The sequence below is a fragment of the Streptomyces chilikensis genome (assembly GCF_001642695.1).
Classification (GTDB): domain Bacteria; phylum Actinomycetota; class Actinomycetes; order Streptomycetales; family Streptomycetaceae; genus Streptomyces; species Streptomyces chilikensis.
On the sequence record NZ_LWCC02000005.1, the window covers coordinates 1,755,159 to 1,766,594 of the forward strand.

Sequence of the window (11,436 nt, forward strand, 5' to 3'; positions counted from 1 at the left end):
GGGCCGCGGGACGGGCTGGACCGCTCCCGCCGGCCGGCCCGGGCGGCGGGAGCGGTGCGGGCGGCACCGGCGGCGCGGACGGCGCCACGGACGGCCCGGCGCTCCCGGCGGGGTACTCCCACCGCTGCGCGTCCTCGTTCCAGCGCCGCGCGGCGCCCGCTCCTCCAGGTCTCATGACGCCCCGCCGACCCCCAGCATCGCGGCCACCGCGGCGGCGGCCGTGATCCAGCTGGTGATGCCCTCGGCCGACTCCAGGCGCTCCCGCAGCCGGGCCCGGCGGCCCTCCCCCGCCCGGCCGGTGCGGGTGATCTCCTCCTCGGCCTCGTCGATGGCCTCGTTGATCCCGGTGACCGCGGGCGACTCCGGACGGCCGGCCAGCTCGGACCTCAGCTCCCGGAGCGCCTCCAGCAGCTCCTGGTCCTCGACCCGCTCGCGGCCCGCCGCGTGGTGGTGGGACTCGGCGCGGGCGTGGCTGCCCACGGCGAAGGTGCTCCCGGTGACGTCGCCGAAGCGCACGGTGGGTTCGTCACTGCTCATGACCCTTGGATCCCTTCTGCGCGGCCTTCCCGCCGGGGGCGGCGGGGGCGCCGGTGGAGGTGGAGGAGGCGCGCGCGTGCTCGCCGACGGCGAAGGTGCTGCCCTCGACGCTGTCGATGTGCACGCCGCCGTTGCTGACGTTGACGATCTGCTGGACGAACTCGTCGGTCTGGTAGCCGCCGTCCGCCAGGGCCTGCCGCACGCCGTGGGCGACGCGGTCCTGCACGGCCTTCAGGTACCGGGCGGCGTCCATCCGCTGGAACAGCGAACCGTCGTCGGCGGCGCCCAGCTCGCGCACCGACCGGGAGGGACCCTCGGCGAGGGCCGCCGCGTTGCCCCCGGTCGCCAGTGACCAGCTGTCGGCGAGGTACGTGCCGATGACGATCAGGGAGCGCACCAGGGAGCCCGGCACCCGCGCCACGGCCCAGGCGGCCTTCGCCGGCAGGCTGCCGGACAGCAGGCGGTGCGCGGCGCGGTCGACGCCCTGGAAGTCCTCGCGCACCGGCGCGAGGACGTGCGGGGCGACCTCGAGCATCAGGACCTTGCCCTGGGTGTGCACCCGCACGAAGACCGTGACGACGAGCTCCTCCTCCCAGCCGCCGACCCGGATCCGCAGGAAGTGGCGCCGCCGTTCGGCGCCCTCCTCCACCGACCCGTCGATGTGCTCGGCCAGCGGGGCGTCGCCGTAGGGCGCGTCGTCCCGGTGGCGCAGCCCCTCGGCCGGGAGGAAGACGCACTCGTCGACCTCCAGGCCGCGCAGCCGGTCCCGGCCGGGGCGCCCGCCCTGCGGCGGCGTGCGCAGTTCCTCCAGCAGCGGCCGCACCCGGTCCAGCACCACCCGGTTGCTGATCGGCGCGGGCTTCCCCGTCCGCCCGGCCGGCCGCAGTTCGACGGCGAGGATCCAGGTGTCGACCGGCGTGCCCGCGCCGCAGAACGGCCGGGCCACGTTGTACAGGACCAGGTTCTGGTGCTGTTCGCGCCGGATGCGCCCCATCAGCCGCTGGAAGCGCGGGCCCTGCTGGAGTTCGGCGGGATCGGCGGCCGCGTCGGGGAACCGGCCGGGCGAGAGCTCGTTGGTCACCACCCGCGCGAACTGGATGCGCTGGGCCGCCGCGCACAGCGCGAGGGCGGCGAGGACGACGATCAGCAGCCAGGCCTGCGCCGAGGTGCCGGACACCTGGCCAGCGCCGCCCAGGAAATCGGCGACGTCGTCGAACGCGGACGAGGAGTCCGGGTAGCCGTAGCCGGGGTCGCCGTAGCCGAACTCCCCGTAGCCCGGGCCGTCGTGGTCCGGCCCGTCCTCCTCGTCCTGGACGCCGAAGGCCGCCTTGAGGGTGGCGAGGCCGAGCACGGCCAGGATCAGCCGGCCCGCCCAGCGCATCAGGAACGCCGGGACCCGCCGGTACAGCGGCGCGATCCGGTCCCCGCCCCGCGTCCGGGCGGCCAGCGCCAGCAGCAGGCCGGGGAACAGGAAGGCGATCAGCAGTCCCTGGGTGACGAGCACGCCCACGGCCCACAGGGCGGTGACGCCCAGCGCCCAGGCCAGCTCGACGCGCCGGGCCCGCAGGGCGTGCGCCAGCACCCGGGCGGCGTCGAACCCGAGCGAGGGCGCGACCACCCGCTGCTCGTTGAGCCACAGCTCCTCGATCACCCGGTCGCGGTACCGGGAGTCCAGGTAGACGCCCGCGCACAGCAGCCGCCCGGCCTCGCTGGCGTGGGGCGGCACGGCGGCCGGGGTCACCGGCGCGGTCCCCGCCGCCGGTGCGGGCGGCGGCTGCGGAAGGTCGGGCCCGGCGGGCCGCTGCGGGACTGACGGGACGGCCAAGCGAATCCCCCGATGTGCGAACACCCCTGCCACGCACGGTAGTTGGCGTACGTGAGTTGAGGCGTGAAATCTAGGCGACAGGAGGGGCCGGTGCAACCGGAAAGGTGGGGGAGCGGGCGGGACCGGTCACCGGACGCACGACCGCCCCGGAGGCCCGATGAGGGGCCGCCGGGGCGGTCGGGGACGAGCGGTGCCGTCAGGCTCAGATGAGGCCCAGCGAACGCACGGCGTCGCGCTCCTCGGCCAGCTCGGCCACCGAGGCGTCGATCCTGGCGCGGGAGAACTCGTTGATGTCCAGGCCCTGGACGATCTCGTACTTGCCGTCCTTGCAGGTGACCGGGAAGGAGGAGATGAGGCCCTCCGGCACGCCGTAGGAGCCGTCCGACGGGATCGCCATGGAGGTCCAGTTGCCCTCCTCGGTGCCGTTGACCCAGGTGTGGATGTGGTCGACGGCGGCGTTGGCGGCGGACGCGGCGGAGGACGCGCCACGGGCCTCGATGATCGCGGCGCCGCGCTTGGCGACGGTCGGGATGAACTCCTCGGTCAGCCACTTCTCGTCGTCGACGACCTCGACGGCGCTCTTGCCGCCGATGGTGGCGTGGTGGATGTCCGAGTACTGGGTGGCGGAGTGGTTGCCCCAGATGGTCAGGCGCTTGATGTCGGAGACCGAGGCGCCCGTCTTCTTCGCGAGCTGGGTCAGCGCGCGGTTGTGGTCCAGGCGGGTCATCGCGGTGAAGCGCTCGGCCGGGACGTCCGGGGCGGCGGCCTGGGCGATCAGGGCGTTGGTGTTGGCCGGGTTGCCGACCACCAGGACGCGGATGTCGTCGGCGGCGTTGTCGTTGATGGCCTTGCCCTGCGGCTTGAAGATGCCGCCGTTGGCCTCGAGGAGGTCACCGCGCTCCATGCCCTTGGTGCGCGGGCGGGCGCCGACCAGGAGGGCGACGTTGGAACCGTCGAAGGCGACGTTCGGGTCGTCGGTGATCTCGATGCCCTGGAGGAGCGGGAAGGCGCAGTCGTCGAGCTCCATGGCGGTGCCCTCGGCGGCCTTGAGCGCGGGGGTGATCTCCAGCAGGCGCAGCTTGACCGGCACGTCCGCGCCGAGCAGCTGACCGGAGGCGATGCGGAAGAGCAGGGCGTAACCGATCTGGCCGGCCGCGCCGGTGACGGTGACGTTCACGGGAGTGCGGGTCATGGCGTTCTCCGTAGGACAGCAGGCGGTGGGGCGGTCCGCCCCGGGGTGCGGGATCCCCGGCGCCTGTTGTGCGGCGGCTCCCGGACGGTCGGTCCGGCTGCCCGCCATGGTGATCGATCAACGAGACGGATGATCGATCTCTTGGCGTCAAGAGATCCGGGCGTCAGGCTATCGCGCCTCCGCCGCCCCGTCGGGGACGGGTACGTGTGGCCCGGCCCACAGGACGCTGCCGCCGCGCGGCCCCGAGCGGCCGCACGACAGGTCGCGCGGCCGGCCGTACCGCGGACCGCGCCGCAGGCCGTACGTGCCCGGCGCGGAGGCGATCCGGTCTCCGCCGCCCCGCCGGGCACGCCTCCCGTGGGGGGATCCGGCTCGCCTGCCCGGTCCGCGCGGGCTCATGCGCGCGTCTCGACGGTATGACCCGAAAGAGTCAACGGGTGCAGACGGGACGGCTCTTGACGGGCGTCACGCAGGCCTTGACGTCCTCCGCGCTCCGTCCGGCGACCATGGGGGTGTAGGCGTCGGGATCCCGCCCGACCTCCGCCCCGCGCGCCGGACCGCCCCCGGCGCTCACCGTCACCCGGTCCCCCGCCGCCGCGCCGGTGACCCGCGCCCAGGCGGCGCCGCACACCTCGCTGAACCGCACCTCGAGGAGGGCCTCGCCCACGGTGACGCTGCGGCCGGTGACGGCGCGCCGCCCGCCGCAGCCCATCGTCTCCGGGTCCTCGCCCGCGCAGTCCGGCCCGTGGCACCCCACCCCGTCCGGCAGCGGGGGCGCGCCCACGGCCGGGGAGGAGGGCCCGCGGTCCGGGGCCCGCGCCTCGTCCTCGGGGTCGGCCTGGGCGAGGAGGACGGCGGCTCCCGCGACCAGCAGGGCGCCCACCGCCCCGGCCAGGAAGGTCACCGCGCGGTGGGCCCGCCCCGGGGAGGCCGGCCCACCGCGCAGAGCGGGGGCGTCCCCGTCGGGGCCGGGCGCCGCCGCCGTCGACGCGGCGCCGCCGGGCGGGGCGGCGGGCGGGAGCCCGGGGGTCCCCGCGGAGGCGGCCGGGGGCGCGGCGGCGATACCGGCGGCCGCCGCGTACGGCCCGGGCAGGGCGGGCGGAGCGGGCGGGGCGGCGGGCGGGGCCGTGAACTCCCCCAGCTCCTGGCGGGCCTGGGCGACGCGCATCGCCTCGATGGTCAGGTCGTGCCGCATCTCCGAGCGGCTCCAGGCCCGTTCCGCCAGCTCCCACAGGGTGGTGAGGTGCAACGGGTCGGCGCCGGTCACCTCGGCGAGGGCGATCACCGCGCCCTTCGGCGGGAGCAGCCGGCCGTTGAGGTAGCGCTCCCAGGAGGTCCTGCTGTACCCCGTGCGGTCGGCGACGGCGGCGATGCCGAGGCCGCCGCGGTCCACCAGCATCCGCAGGGCGTCCGTGAACTCCTCGACCTCCGGGTCGAGTTCCTCCGGCAACGCCTTCCACCGAGGCATGGTCCCCCCTCCGCCCGGGCGTCCGGCCCCCTGCCGCGCGCCTCCCCCGCGCACGGCATTCCGGACGTCCCGACCACGTTAGCCCGATTCACGCCGTTGCGGGAGGAGACCTCCCGTTCCCGGCACCGGCGCGAAGGCGCGCGGACCCGGCGGCCGGGCCGTCAGGCGGTCAGGCCGTCAGGCCGTCAGGCCGTCAGGCCGTCAGGCCGTCAGGCGTCGTCGACGGTGAAGTGCAGGAGGTCCTTGAGGAACGGCAGCTCCAGCTTGGGTTCCGGCTGCACCATCAGCGCCAGCAGCACGATCACCGTCCCCAGCAGCCCGTACGTCACGACGTCGGTGAACCGCGACCGCACCGCCAGGATGCCGACGTGGGGCACCGCCCACCGCAGGGCCGCGCCGAGCAGCAGCCCGACGCCCACCAGCACGGTCCCCAGCCGGAACAGGCCGAGCGCCGTGACCAGCAGTCCGATCGCGGCCACCGTGCTGACCAGCAGGATCGGCCACTGGCGGGCCGGCGCGGGCGCGTCCCCCGGGGCGGCGCGGCCGCCGCCCTCGGGCCGCGCGGTGTCCCGGGTGAACAGCGGGAACCGGCGGGTGACCCGCCTGGGCCGCCCCTGCGCGTCCGGGGCGCTCACCGCGTCCCGCACCACGGGCTCCCGCGGCTCCTCGGGCGTCCCGGACGCCTCGGGCGTCCCGGACGCCTCGGGCTCCCGCGGCGTGCCGGCGGCCTCCGGGGCGTCCGGCACGTGCGCCGCGTCCGTGGAGCCGGTCCCGCCCCGCGTCTCAGCCGGCACGACGCTCCGCCGCCTCGACCACGTTGACCAGCAGCAGCGCCCGCGTCATCGGGCCCACGCCGCCCGGGTTGGGCGACAGGAAGCCGGCGACCTCGGCCACGTCCGGGTGGACGTCGCCGACGATCCTGCCCTCGTCGTTGCGCGAGACGCCGACGTCGAGCACGGCCGCGCCCGGCTTGATGTCCTCGGCGCGGATCAGGTGCGGCGAGCCGGCCGCCGCGACCACGATGTCGGCGCGCTTGAGGTGTGCGGCCAGGTCGCGGGTGCCGGTGTGGCACTGGGTGACCGTGGCGTTCTCGGAGCGGCGGGTCATCAGCAGCGGCATCGGGCGGCCGATGGTGACGCCGCGTCCGACCACGACGACCTCGGCGCCCTTGGTCTCCACGCCGTAGCGGCGCAGCAGGGTGAGGATGCCGTTGGGGGTGCAGGGCAGCGGGGCGGGCTCGTTGAGCACCAGGCGGCCCAGGTTCATCGGGTGGAGGCCGTCGGCGTCCTTGTCCGGGTCCATCAGCTCGAGGATGCGGTTCTCGTCGATGCCCTTGGGCAGCGGCAGCTGGACGATGTAGCCGGTGCAGGCGGGGTCCTCGTTGAGCTCGCGGACGACCGCCTCGATCTCCTCCTGGGTGGCCGTGGCGGGCAGCTCGCGCTGGATGGAGGCGATGCCGACCTGGGCGCAGTCGCGGTGCTTGCCGGCGACGTACTTGCGGCTGCCGGGGTCGTCCCCCACCAGCAGGGTGCCGAGACCGGGCGTGACGCCCTTCTCCTTCAGCTTCGCCACGCGGGCGGCAAGCTCGGACTTGATCTCGGCCGCGGTGGCCTTGCCATCGAGAATCTGGGCGCTCATGCCCCCATCCTCCCGGATGACCCTGGCCATGTTCAAAACGCGCCCGCACCCTGGTCCGCGCCGGGCCCGGAGCCGCTCCGGTCCGCGTCTTCGGTCTGTGCGCCCCACGTTGCGCTTCCGCAACAGGTGGTCCCCACGGGTGGACACGGCAGGACCGGTGCAGAACGATGAAACGGCAGTGCAGCGGGCAGTACCGGGGGGCCGGACCGCACACGTGCACCTTCCCCGCAAACCCTCGCCCGTCGTGGCCCTGTCGAGCGTCGAGGTTTCGGAGAAAGGCAGAACAACATGAGCTATGGGGAACCCAACAACCCCTACGGAGCGCCGCAGCAGCAGCCGTCGGGCCCCGGTTACGGCTACCCGCAGCAGCAGCCCCCCGCCCAGCAGCAGGGCTACGGCTACCCGCAGCAGGGCTACCCGCAGCACCCCCAGCAGCAGGGCTACCCCGGCTACCCGGGCGGTGCGCAGGTCCCGCAGTCGATGCCCGGTCTCCTCGTCACGGCGCGGGTGTTCCTGTTCATCATCGGCGGCTTCCAGATCATCGTCGGCGGCATCATGCTGCTGGCCGCCGTGGGCAGCGGCGCGCTGACCTCCAGCCAGCTGGAGAGCGCCGGCCTCAGCGGCATCAGCCCGGACGCGGTCACCGGCATATTCGCCGCGCTGGGCCTGCTGTTCCTGGCGCTGTCGCCGCTGTCCATCACGCTGGGCGTGAAGTTCGCCAAGGGCGGCAACGGCGTGCGGATCACCACCATCGTCTACGGCGCCGTCGGCGCCGCAATGGGTCTGCTGGCACTGGTCGGCGGCGGGTTCGCGGGCGTGCTGTGGCTGGTCTTCAGCGGCATCATGATCGCCGCCTGCGCCCAGCCGTCCGGCAAGGCCTGGTTCAACCGCCCGCGGTACTGACGCACCCGGAGCGCCGGCCACGGAGTACCGCCCCCCGGGCGGCCGCCCGCGGAGCGAAGCGAACGGCGGCGGACGCACTCCACCACGTCAGTGGAAGAAGTGCCGCGTGCCGGTGAGGTACATGGTGACGCCGGCCTTCTCCGCGGCCTCGACCACCAGCTCGTCGCGGACCGAACCGCCCGGCTGGACCACGGCCCTGACGCCCGCCGCGGTGAGGATCTCCAGCCCGTCCGGGAACGGGAAGAAGGCGTCGGAGGCGGCGTAGGAGCCGCGCGCCCGCTCCTCGCCGGCCCGCTCGACGGCCAGCCTGGCCGAGTCGACGCGGTTGACCTGGCCCATGCCGACGCCGACCGAGGCGCCGTCCTTGGCGAGCAGGATCGCGTTGGACTTCACCGCGCGGCACGCCTTCCAGGCGAACGCCAGCTCGGCCAGCTCGGCCTCGGAGAGCGCCTCGCCGGTGGCCAGCGTCCAGTTGGCCGGGTCGTCGCCCTCGGCCTGGAGCCGGTCGGCGACCTGGAGCAGCGCACCGCCGTCGATCGGCTTGACCTCGACGGGCGCCGACGGGGCCTCGGGGGCCCGCAGGACGCGGATGTTCTTCTTCCGGGCGAGGATCTCGACGGCGCCGTCCTCGTAACCGGGCGCGACGATGACCTCGGTGAAGATCTCGGTGACCTGCTCGGCCATCTCCTTGGAGACCGGCCGGTTGACCGCGATCACGCCGCCGAACGCGGAGAGCGGGTCGCAGGCGTGGGCCTTGCGGTGCGCCTCGGCGACGTCGGCGCCGACCGCGATGCCGCACGGGTTGGCGTGCTTGATGATCGCGACGCAGGGCTCGGCGTGGTCGTACGCGGCACGGCGCGCGGCGTCCGTGTCCGTGTAGTTGTTGTACGACATCTCCTTGCCGTGCAGCTGCTCGGCGCGGGCCAGGCCTCCCGTGGCCCCCGCGGCGGAGCCGCTGATGTCACCGTCCGAGAGGTACAGCGCGGCGGGCTGGTGCGGGTTCTCGCCGTAGCGCAGGGTGTGCGAGCGCCGCCAGGTGGCGCCGAGGAAGTCGGGGAACCGCGCCGCCCCGCCGGCCGCCTCGTCCGCCTCGTCCGCCGGGGCGTAGTCGGAGGCGAACCAGGAGGCGACGGCCACGTCGTAGGAGGCGGTGTGCTGGAAGGCCTCGGCGGCCAGCCGCTTGCGGGCGGCCAGGTCGAACCCGCCGTCCTTCACCGCGGCCAGCACGTCGGCGTAGCGGGCCGGGCTGGTGACCACGGCGACCGACGGGTGGTTCTTGGCGGCGGCGCGGACCATGGAGGGGCCGCCGATGTCGATCTGCTCGACGCACTCGTCCGCCGTGGCGCCGGAGGCCACCGTCTCCCGGAACGGGTAGAGGTTGACGACCACCAGGTCGAAGGGGGCGACGCCCAGCTCGTCGAGCTGCTGCCGGTGACCGTCCAGGCGCAGGTCGGCCAGGATGCCGGCGTGGACCTTCGGGTGCAGCGTCTTGACGCGGCCGTCGAGGCACTCGGGGAAGCCGGTGAGCTCCTCGACCTTGGTGACGGGGACGCCCGCGGCGGCGATCCGGCCGGCGGTGGAGCCGGTGGAGACCAGCTCGACACCCGCCTCGTGAAGGCCCTTCGCGAGCTCCTCGAGGCCGGTCTTGTCGTAGACGCTGACCAGCGCGCGACGGATGGGCCGCTGGGTCGTGACAGTGCTGTCGGCGGTCACGGGATAACTACCTTTCGTCCCTCAATGCGGTAGCCGTTGCGGGCGAGACGCCCCACGACATCGACGAGCAGCCTTCGCTCGACTTCCTTGATGCGCTCGTGCAGAGCGCTCTCGTCGTCCTCGTCCCGGATCTCGACCACGCCCTGGGCGATGATCGGGCCGGTGTCGACGCCGTCGTCGACGAAGTGGACGGTGCACCCGGTGACCCTGGCGCCGTACGCGAGCGCGTCCCGCACGCCGTGGGCCCCGGGAAAGCTGGGCAGGAGGGCGGGGTGCGTGTTGACGAACCGCCCGCCGAAACGGGCCAGGAACTCCTTGCCCACGATCTTCATGAACCCGGCGGAGACCACCAGGTCCGGCCGGTGGGCGGCGACCGCCTCGGCGAGCGCGGCATCCCACTCCTCACGGGTGGCGTGGTCCTTCACCCGGACGACGAAGGTCGGCAGCCCGGCGCGCTCGGCGCGGGCCAGCCCCTCGACGCCCTCCCGGTCGGCGCCGACGGCGACGACCTCGGCCCCGTACTCCTCGGTGCCGGTCGTCTCGATGGCGTCGAGGAGAGCCTGGAGGTTCGTACCGGATCCGGAGACCAGGACGACGAGGCGCTTGACCACGGACGCGGGCGGCTTGGCGGCGGCCACGGCGGGGCCCTTTCTCGGGAGAGCGGCGTTTCCGGCCGTCGTACGCGCGACTTTGTACGGACATACGAATGCTTCACGCCCCGCGATACGGGGAAGTCTACGAAGCGGTCGACCGGCAGCAACGATACCCGGCAGTTCGGACGCCCCCACGGGACGGGGGCGGGGCCGGGCGGTACCGTCTGCCGTGTGCGACGCGGCGCCGGGCGGGAACGTCCCAGGTGCGCCACACGTTCCGAAGGGGGAAGGGGCCGGTGTCCGGGGTTCCCCCGGGCGCAGGATGTGCCGTACGGCACACCCGCGACGCTCCTCCCGCGCTCTTCGGGCGGCGCCGCCGTGACGGACGGCCGCTTCGGCCGATCCAGCGTTTCCAGCCGTACACCCGTCAGCCGTCAGTCATCAGTCACCAGCCGTTCCAGCCAAGGGGAAGACGCTCACCCGATGCCCGACCGCAGCAGTCCGCGACTCCTCACCCTCCCCATGCGCCTCGCGCCCGGTACGCAGGGACATTCCTCGCCGGGAGGGAAGCGTGGCGGCATGCTGCTGCGGAAGCCCTCCGAGCCCGGCCCCGCGGCCCGTGACGACCGGCGGGACGACGGCGGCCGCCGGAGCACGGCCGGCGACGGCGAGGACAACCCGTTCGCCCCGCCGCCGGAGGACCAGCCCTCGCAGGAGGGGCGCTGGAGCGACCGGCAGCCCGAGAGCGGCACCGGCGGCGGCTGGGCCGGCTGGGGCCAGCGGCCCGGCGGACCGGGCCAGGGTTCCGGCCAGGGCCACGGCCCGGGGCAGGGCGGCCCCGGGGAGGGTCCCGGTGGCCCCGGCATGCGCTGGGACCCCACCGACCCCGCCCAGCGGCGCGCCCGGTACGCCCTGCTCAGCGGCACCTGGGGACTGATCTTCACGCTCTTCGGGCTGCCCTGGCTCGCCCTGCTGCTCGGCGCGCTCGCCCTGCACTGGGGCATCAGCGCCCTGCGCACGCCCGCCCGCCCCCAGAACCCGGACAGTCCGGTGGCCGCGGCGCCCCCGGCGCCCGCCGGCGCCCCGGGACGCCACCCGCAGCGGCGGGCGGCGGTCATCGGGATCGTCTCGGGCTCCATCGCGCTGCTCATGGTGGCCCTGCTCGTCCTGGCCCAGCAGGTCCTCCTGCGGGACTTCTTCGTCTGCACGGACGAGGCCCTCACCCGTGACGCCCGCCAGGCCTGTGTCGAGCACCTGCCGGAGGGCGTCCCGGACAGCCTGCGGGACAGCCTCACCGCGCCCGTCTGATCCCTGCCTCCGGGCGGACGCCGGCCTGCCTCCGGGCGGACGCCGGCCGAGGCCCGGCACCGTTCCGGCTTCCGGTCCGACCCCGGCTCCGGCTCCGGCCGCAGCTCCGGCTCCGCGGGAGTCCGGGGCGGGGGCCCGGTCCGGGTCCGGCCGGTCGCCGTGCCGCTCAGCCGGCCCGCGGAGGGACGCGGGCGCGTTCCGCGTCCGGGGCCCCCTCCGGCTCCGCGCCGCGCGTGCGCCCCGCCCCGGGCGACGGCCC

10 protein-coding genes are annotated in these 11,436 nt (G+C 74.9%); 2 read left to right on the forward strand and 8 right to left on the reverse strand.

What is annotated here, in order from left to right; genetic code table 11:
* Positions 1–171: 171 nt before the first annotated feature.
* The 6 genes from A2U95_RS07810 to A2U95_RS07835 all read right to left on the reverse strand — a co-directional run bounded on the left by A2U95_RS07810 (position 172) and on the right by A2U95_RS07835 (position 6,660).
* The gene (locus A2U95_RS07810; protein WP_166021468.1) at positions 172–537 is read right to left on the reverse strand and encodes a hypothetical protein; all 366 of its coding nucleotides are present in this window, start codon (positions 535–537) and stop codon (positions 172–174) included.
* Entirely contained in the window at positions 527–2,278 is a 1,752-nt protein-coding gene (locus A2U95_RS07815; protein WP_240957241.1) for a hypothetical protein, read from the reverse strand. Before A2U95_RS07815 ends, A2U95_RS07810 begins: the two co-directional genes overlap by 11 nt.
* A 286-nt stretch (positions 2,279–2,564) precedes the next feature.
* A complete protein-coding gene (locus A2U95_RS07820; protein WP_166021469.1) occupies positions 2,565–3,554 on the reverse strand; it encodes a malate dehydrogenase in 990 nt (329 codons plus the stop codon).
* A 430-nt stretch (positions 3,555–3,984) separates the two neighbouring features.
* Positions 3,985–5,022 carry a helix-turn-helix domain-containing protein gene (locus A2U95_RS07825; RefSeq protein ID WP_166021470.1) on the reverse strand — a complete coding sequence of 346 codons (1,038 nt, stop codon included), beginning with the start codon at positions 5,020–5,022 and terminating at the stop codon, positions 3,985–3,987.
* Between the two features lie 209 nt (positions 5,023–5,231).
* On the reverse strand, positions 5,232–5,816 hold the full coding sequence (locus tag A2U95_RS07830; protein ID WP_420856977.1) for a DUF3017 domain-containing protein: 585 nt from the start codon (positions 5,814–5,816) through the stop codon (positions 5,232–5,234).
* A complete protein-coding gene (locus tag A2U95_RS07835; protein ID WP_166021471.1) occupies positions 5,806–6,660 on the reverse strand; it encodes a bifunctional methylenetetrahydrofolate dehydrogenase/methenyltetrahydrofolate cyclohydrolase in 855 nt (284 codons plus the stop codon). Before A2U95_RS07835 ends, A2U95_RS07830 begins: the two co-directional genes overlap by 11 nt.
* Positions 6,661–6,948: 288 nt before the next feature.
* Here A2U95_RS07835 and A2U95_RS07840 point away from each other — a divergent pair, with 288 nt between their 5' ends.
* Complete coding sequence (locus A2U95_RS07840; RefSeq protein ID WP_166021472.1) at positions 6,949–7,563, forward strand: hypothetical protein; 615 nt, start codon at positions 6,949–6,951, stop codon at positions 7,561–7,563.
* Between the two features lie 87 nt (positions 7,564–7,650).
* Here A2U95_RS07840 and purH read toward each other — a convergent pair whose 3' ends face one another.
* Both purH and purN read right to left on the reverse strand, forming a co-directional pair.
* Positions 7,651–9,276: a bifunctional phosphoribosylaminoimidazolecarboxamide formyltransferase/IMP cyclohydrolase gene (gene purH, locus A2U95_RS07845; RefSeq protein ID WP_166021473.1), complete on the reverse strand. Its 1,626-nt coding sequence runs from the start codon at positions 9,274–9,276 to the stop codon at positions 7,651–7,653.
* Entirely contained in the window at positions 9,273–9,914 is a 642-nt protein-coding gene (gene purN, locus A2U95_RS07850) for a phosphoribosylglycinamide formyltransferase (RefSeq protein ID WP_166021474.1), read from the reverse strand. The genes purH and purN overlap by 4 nt, the downstream gene beginning before the upstream one ends.
* 534 nt (positions 9,915–10,448) lie before the next feature.
* Between purN and A2U95_RS07855 the strand changes: the two genes are divergently transcribed.
* On the forward strand, positions 10,449–11,177 hold the full coding sequence (locus A2U95_RS07855) for a hypothetical protein (protein WP_338104442.1): 729 nt from the start codon (positions 10,449–10,451) through the stop codon (positions 11,175–11,177).
* Positions 11,178–11,436 lie beyond the last annotated feature (259 nt).

Bases quoted from the DNA above. Each gene is read 5' to 3' on its own strand.
- A2U95_RS07855 (WP_338104442.1), top strand. From the start codon at position 10,449: ATGCTGCTGCGGAAGCCCTCCGAGCCCGGCCCCGCGGCCCGTGACGAC.
- A2U95_RS07825 (WP_166021470.1), bottom strand. From the start codon at position 5,022: ATGCCTCGGTGGAAGGCGTTGCCGGAGGAACTCGACCCGGAGGTCGAG.
- A2U95_RS07835 (WP_166021471.1), bottom strand. From the start codon at position 6,660: ATGAGCGCCCAGATTCTCGATGGCAAGGCCACCGCGGCCGAGATCAAG.
- A2U95_RS07840 (WP_166021472.1), top strand. From the start codon at position 6,949: ATGAGCTATGGGGAACCCAACAACCCCTACGGAGCGCCGCAGCAGCAG.
- A2U95_RS07820 (WP_166021469.1), bottom strand. From the start codon at position 3,554: ATGACCCGCACTCCCGTGAACGTCACCGTCACCGGCGCGGCCGGCCAG.
- A2U95_RS07810 (WP_166021468.1), bottom strand. From the start codon at position 537: ATGAGCAGTGACGAACCCACCGTGCGCTTCGGCGACGTCACCGGGAGC.